Annotated in this window: 5 protein-coding genes; 1 reads left to right on the forward strand and 4 read right to left on the reverse strand. The window is 33.2% G+C overall.

Annotation, left to right across the window (positions count from 1 at the left end; translation table 11 throughout):
* The first annotated feature begins 118 nt into the window (after positions 1–118).
* Entirely contained in the window at positions 119–469 is a 351-nt protein-coding gene (locus BZZ03_RS11515) for an ArsC/Spx/MgsR family protein (protein WP_019294275.1), read from the forward strand.
* 212 nt (positions 470–681) lie between these two features.
* Here BZZ03_RS11515 and BZZ03_RS11520 read toward each other — a convergent pair whose 3' ends face one another.
* From BZZ03_RS11520 to BZZ03_RS12450, 4 genes are all read right to left on the reverse strand, one after another.
* On the reverse strand, positions 682–2,163 hold the full coding sequence (locus BZZ03_RS11520; RefSeq protein WP_086583377.1) for a helix-turn-helix domain-containing protein: 1,482 nt from the start codon (positions 2,161–2,163) through the stop codon (positions 682–684).
* Between the two features lie 115 nt (positions 2,164–2,278).
* Positions 2,279–4,543, reverse strand: coding sequence for a WxL domain-containing protein (locus BZZ03_RS11525; protein WP_086583378.1), 2,265 nt, complete (start codon positions 4,541–4,543; stop codon positions 2,279–2,281).
* A 132-nt stretch (positions 4,544–4,675) separates the two neighbouring features.
* Complete coding sequence (locus BZZ03_RS11530) at positions 4,676–5,392, reverse strand: WxL domain-containing protein (protein WP_086583379.1); 717 nt, start codon at positions 5,390–5,392, stop codon at positions 4,676–4,678.
* Positions 5,393–5,428: 36 nt separating this feature from the next.
* Positions 5,429–5,533, reverse strand: coding sequence for an LPXTG cell wall anchor domain-containing protein (locus tag BZZ03_RS12450; RefSeq protein WP_416171635.1), 105 nt, complete (start codon positions 5,531–5,533; stop codon positions 5,429–5,431).
* Positions 5,534–5,992: the final 459 nt, after the last annotated feature.

A 5,992-nucleotide genomic window follows, 5' to 3' on the forward strand; every position in this document is an offset into this window, starting at 1 on the left:
AGATTATATAGTGTTCATTTAAATTATTCTTACTATAAAAGAGTATCATAAATTGTTTAAGGGCTATACTAACTTAAACTTTTTTCCAAAAAATAACATTAGAGAGGCATTCTAAGAAATGATTAAACTTTATTATAGAAAACATTCCAAAGCTTCTAAAGATGCTATTGAGTGGTTTAAGCAACAAAATTTAGACATTAATATCCAGAATATAAATAGTATCTCCGAAGGTGATATTTTTCAATCACTTTATTTATCGGATATAGACGTCCCCTATATTCTACGTAGAGGACTTGCTTTCTTCTTCCTTTACGCTGAAGAAAAGAAAGCAAAGGAATTACGATTTAGTGAAAGTCTAGCATATTTAGAGAAAAAACCTTATCTATTACGAGATCCAATAATAATATCTTCCGATAGTTCCTTAATTGGTTACAATGAAGCAAAGTTAAAAAAGTTATTGAAAGTATAGAAATTAAAAAATAGAATGGAATTACAATAGTAAAATTTTACATTCTATTTTTTACTTCTTTAAATTAATAATAATTCTTATTGACCTAAATCTTTTACTCTAAACATCTTCTTTTCCAGAAGAAACTCATTATTAATTCTATTACATTATCTTGCAATGTAGTGAAAATAAAATCAATACTAGTTAATAAATTTTCTATAACGAACTTTGCATTAAATCATTTCTTTTTTTTTTAAAATATTATCACAAGCGCGAAAAATATTTTCTGTATCTTTTAATGAAATCTCAGGATTTATATATAATTTTTTTATATGAGGATATCTTAAATCAACCATATCCGTAGCTAAAATTAAATCAGGTACAACATTAGTTTCACCAACTAATAGTTTAATATTAAAACGATTCTTTAAGAGATTTTGAATCCTATTAATAGTAATTTCATCAATATAAGCTGCCCCATCTGTTAGAAGCAATATAGTTATTTCTATCTCGAAATCTTGAGGAGAAAATTCCATAACATAGGCCTGACCATAGCGTAAAGTCAATGATTTCACAGTGTTTTTAGGTAACCGAGGTTCATGAGAAAGGATATTTTTTTTGATAGTTGGTAGTAAGTTAGGATAATCAACTGTTACATGACTATATATTCGTACAGCCGAAGTGTTAAAATAGGTTAGCTTAAATATATCTACAAAAATTCGTGCTGAAATCATCGCAGGCCAAAAAAGAGCATTTTTAGGTTGCTTATCATTCCACTTAGGGTGTCTTTTTTTCATAAAACTAACAAAGTGTATAATACTGATGTAGCTGCGACGAGAATATTTTTTTAATATATCGAGGGTGTTATCAATTCCTTGAAACTCTTCGTAACATTCAGGAAAAATATAAAATATCAATAACATAAATTCTAACTCTACCTGTGGTAGAGTTAGTTCTTTATTAATAATCCTAGTTATTTTTTCCTTATAATAACTATTTGAAATAAGTGCTTTAGCGTATTTTGGAAGTAACTTTTCTGAAATGATATTTTCTGATTGCGCTCGAGAAACAAAAACAGCAAAGTAAAAAGCAAAATGTTTTCTTTTTCCAGCATTTAAATATTTTTTGGAGGGAATAATTAAAGAGATTATCTTATTAACCTGCTTTTCATCAACCCCTTTAAAAGGCCATTCTATTCCACGATACACTCTCCAAAGAAAACTTATAAGAGCATAGCGAATGATTCTTTCTTCTCCCAACAAATATATTCTATTTTTGCGTACAACGAACTTGCTGTCAGCAAGTTTTAATAAGATATTGGCACTTTGAAGTTTTCTTCTAAATGTACTTTCGCTTATAAAATTTTCTTTACAAAATGATGTTAAGTTTACGGATTTATTATCTAAAAATAGTTCAATAAATGTTAGCATAGGTTCTTTTTTCATTAATGAAATTCTTAAACGATAATATTCTAACTTATTTCCTAAAAACAACCGTTCCCTTGACTTCGGATGAACTTTTAATTTATCAATTTCAAGTTCACTTGCTATATTGTCTATATACTTGAGATGTCTTAAAACGATCCTTCTGTCTGCTCCTATAGATTTTATTAACATTTCAATATTTGCGCCTCTTTGGGAATTAAAAAGAATTTCTAAAATTGATAACTGCTGACATGTATCTCTGCTAAAAATATATTCAAAATAATTTTTCATATTTCTTCTTCACTTTTTTAATTTAAACCATTTCAAAAAAATTTAATCCATACTTCTTATTAAAAGTGCGGATTAGACTTTCAACAAATATTACTCCTAAATCATCTTCCAAGGATTATTGAGGAACATTACTAATTTCCCACTCAACAGTTGCATGATATTCTTGATTTATCTTCAATGACGATCCATTAGTATTTAAGGATACCCTTGGAAACTGTAACTGCCACTGTCCTTGACCTGCCCCTATCTTGGCAGAAGAAACTAGTGTAGGCATGTCTTCAGATAAAGTAAAATCATAACTTGTAGGAGCTGTTGAAGTATTTCCTACTCCTGGTATTACTTTGGCTTTAGAAAACTTCATTGTTGCATCTTTAATTATTTCTCCTGATTCAGTTGTAAATTGTTGGGTCAGATTTGCTGTTACTCTCCATCCTCTATCCGAAGCGGTATCATCCGTTACAATTAAAGGACTTTGGGGAACCATATCATAGATGGGTTTACCCTTGAGTTCCTGCGTTCCAAAATCTGAATCTGGTGCATTATCTATTGTTACGGACACGGGAGGAGCTATGACATTAATCATAAAATTACTTGAAGTACTTGTGAAGTATTTATTATTCTCAGATGCTACAGCTTCTGAAAGTGTGGCATAGCTTTTACCATCAGGTGCTGTTACATTTTGTATTGTTGCCCCAGTAGGAAGAGCGCTTAAATCTTTCGTAGGGTCTTTAATAATGGCACCCGTCACTCCTTTTTGTGTCAAAGGTCCCGCAAGTCCTGGTGCATTGGGGCGAGTTCCTTCTACATATTTATAAGTAAAGTTCGTACTTGCTTCCTTAGCTTTCAGATAAATACTGAAATAATTGGCCCAAGCATTATTTGAAACATCGTCAAAATTGGGATTAGCTGCTAAAGCGGAAGCTAAATCAGGATAAGTTTTTCCTCCTTGTCCATCTGGTCCAACAACATGATCAACTTCATAACCTTCCGGAATGGTTAAGTTTGGAACACTTCCAATAGCTCCGTCATAGTTCCCTGAAAGAGTGAGTACTGCTGGAAGAGAGGAAGCTTTCCCTGAAACAAGAGAAACTGTTGAGTCTGGTGCTCCTCCTACAAGTCCTGTGACTGAATCTGTGATATCACCAGTACCCGGTGTTCCCTTAGTATAATATGTCTTAAAGGATGCCGTTTCATTCTTTGGTGTGTAGTAAGCATTAAGGACATTAGATTTGCTATTACTTATTTTAAGATAATCACCTTTTAAAAAGCTATAATTTTTTATATCAGGTGCATTGTAATCGAAATATATTAACATACCACTGCCTATGCCAACATATTCTCCTGTATTACCTTTAATTGTTGATGAGGCTACATTTTTGATTGGTTTATTGGTGGTTGAATCAATATAATTTACTTTGACATCTGCTGTTCCACGCATAGCGCTGAATGTGGAATCTTTTGATACATTACCTTCTTTAATAATGCCTGTGTTAGAGCCGGTAACACCGATACTACCAAAAGACATGTTCCTTTGCAGAGTTACTACACGGGAAATAGATACTTTCCCATACTTACCGCTGTTATTGAATTCAGAATCTGGTGTAGATGAAATAGTGAGTGTTCCTGTATATGTGCCACTTATATTTGTTGTAATATTCGACCAACTTATTTCTAATTTTTCCGACCCTCTGTAATTTGATGGTAAAATAAGGCCATCATGTTTTAATACCATTGGAGCTTTTACTTGTGTCCAAGGATAGGTTGATGTATTTGATATTTCAAGTGTTCCTGCAACATTAGTTTTACGAATCTCAAGAGTATCGCTTCCTTTATCATTTGATGAGTTTGAAGGACCATCAACATTAGGATTATAATAAAGATCACGTCCCATAAAAATAGTATTGTATAATCCATTAATGCCTAACCCTTGGCCTGCTGCACCGGGAGCATTTGATTTAATCTGCTCATCACTTGAGGGAGTGAGTATAAAACCAGCAGCATCTCCCCAGCCCCACTCTGACGAAGCATTGCTATAGTAATAAGGAGTCGAAATGGAAACAGGTTGTGAAAAATCAATAGTTGCATCCATCATATGATAAACCCAACTACCCTGTTTAGAATTTGCTAACCAAAAATAGTTATTTCCCGTTAAATCCCACTTCCACCAATCACTGGTGCCAGATAATACATTCCAATTATTTTTATCATGGATAAAGCTATCATCTAGTGTATGATCCCCCGTATCACTTACTTGACCAGGTAAAAGTGTTTCTCCCACAAGGGTATCCGCTTCTACTTTGGTATTTGATAAATTTGAAACTTGAAAAGATAAAAGTGTAAGTAAACTTAATGTTATTCCTAATTTAAACTTATTTTTCATTCTTACTTCCTCACATCATTACTATAAGGTCTTCTTGATTCCTTTTTTGAAAAGAAGCATGGATCTTCTTTTCAAAAAAGGAAATATCTGATTGACAAGAAAAACAACCAAATATCCTTAAAAATTGTTAACTTAAGCACCAGGTACAGCACTCAAAGCATATTCAAGTGTTGCTGTATAGCTTCCAGCTTTGGCTGAGCCAGCAGGAACACTGAGGGAAATTGGTCCACCTTCTTCATTTCCTGTATAGTCCGCTGCTGCACCATATTTAACGGCATATGTTCCGTAGCTTCCCTCCGCATTGGATGTCATAACTGTTGCTGGAGTACCTACTGCTAAGTTGGTAATATTTGAAGCTGTTGGCATATAAGCACTTGTACCTGATTCAGTTCCAGTGTATACAGCTGTAGCTTTATTAAAGCTCAACTGTGCACCTGTCAAATCATTTTCACCGTTTTTAAACTGTGCCAATTGAGTTACTGTAATTGACCATGTTCCTTCACCACGAAGGTCATGCATTGCAACAAAGTCTGCTCCTGAAGTTTTTTCATCTGTTGAAGCATAGTAAGTTGCTGTTTTTTCTGAAATTTCGTGTGTACCAAAATCAAGATTTGACGCATAGTCCAAAGCAATAACACCAGGGACGCCAGGGATACCAGGGTCAACTCCTCCACCAGGGTTTTCCGGATCAACGACACCTGGATTAGAAGTATCTGGTGCTGCGGTGAAGTTCACTGTGCCTTCAGAATTAAATTGATTTTGGTCAACGCTATCCGCAGAAACTGTTCCTGCGCCTAATAAAGCTAGTGTTGAAAGTGCGACTGTTGAAAGTGTGATAATTTTTTTCACGAAAATGTTCCTTTCTAAAGAACGATAAGTTTAATATTAAGTATTTTTTCTTCTTCTATGAATGAGAAGAATACCTAAAGCAATAGTAATTCCTCCAATAAGTGATATTGAAGATGTAGTTTCCCCTGTGCGAGGCAGCATCTGATACGATGAATCATTAACTGGAAGTTCATTCAAATTCTGCGTCTCAGAAGGTGGAGAAGGAACTGTGCTCGGGGATTCATAGAAGCCTACATGAACATTGGTCGATAATGAGTTCGCATGACCGTTAAGCGTCACCCTTCCCCCAAAAAGAAGTAATCCTAGAATAATAAATTTATATTTCACATAAAATTTTTCCTTTCTGTTTTACATTTAGTTAACCTTTGAAAAATAGTAACAAAGGAAAATTATAAATTAACAGCTCAAATTAAATTCCCATAAAACTATCAAAATTCTAAAGAAAACCTGTTAACAATATTAATTTAACATAGAAAATTTTTTTCTCATTTTGATATGCTCATCAAAATTTTTATGGAAAAATAAAGAATTTTTTCAATTATATTTCTTTGTGAAATTTAGAAAATCATATTAGATAACGTGAAATTCAGAGTTATACTG

This window comes from Lactococcus petauri, assembly GCF_002154895.1.
GTDB classification, from domain to species: domain Bacteria; phylum Bacillota; class Bacilli; order Lactobacillales; family Streptococcaceae; genus Lactococcus; species Lactococcus petauri.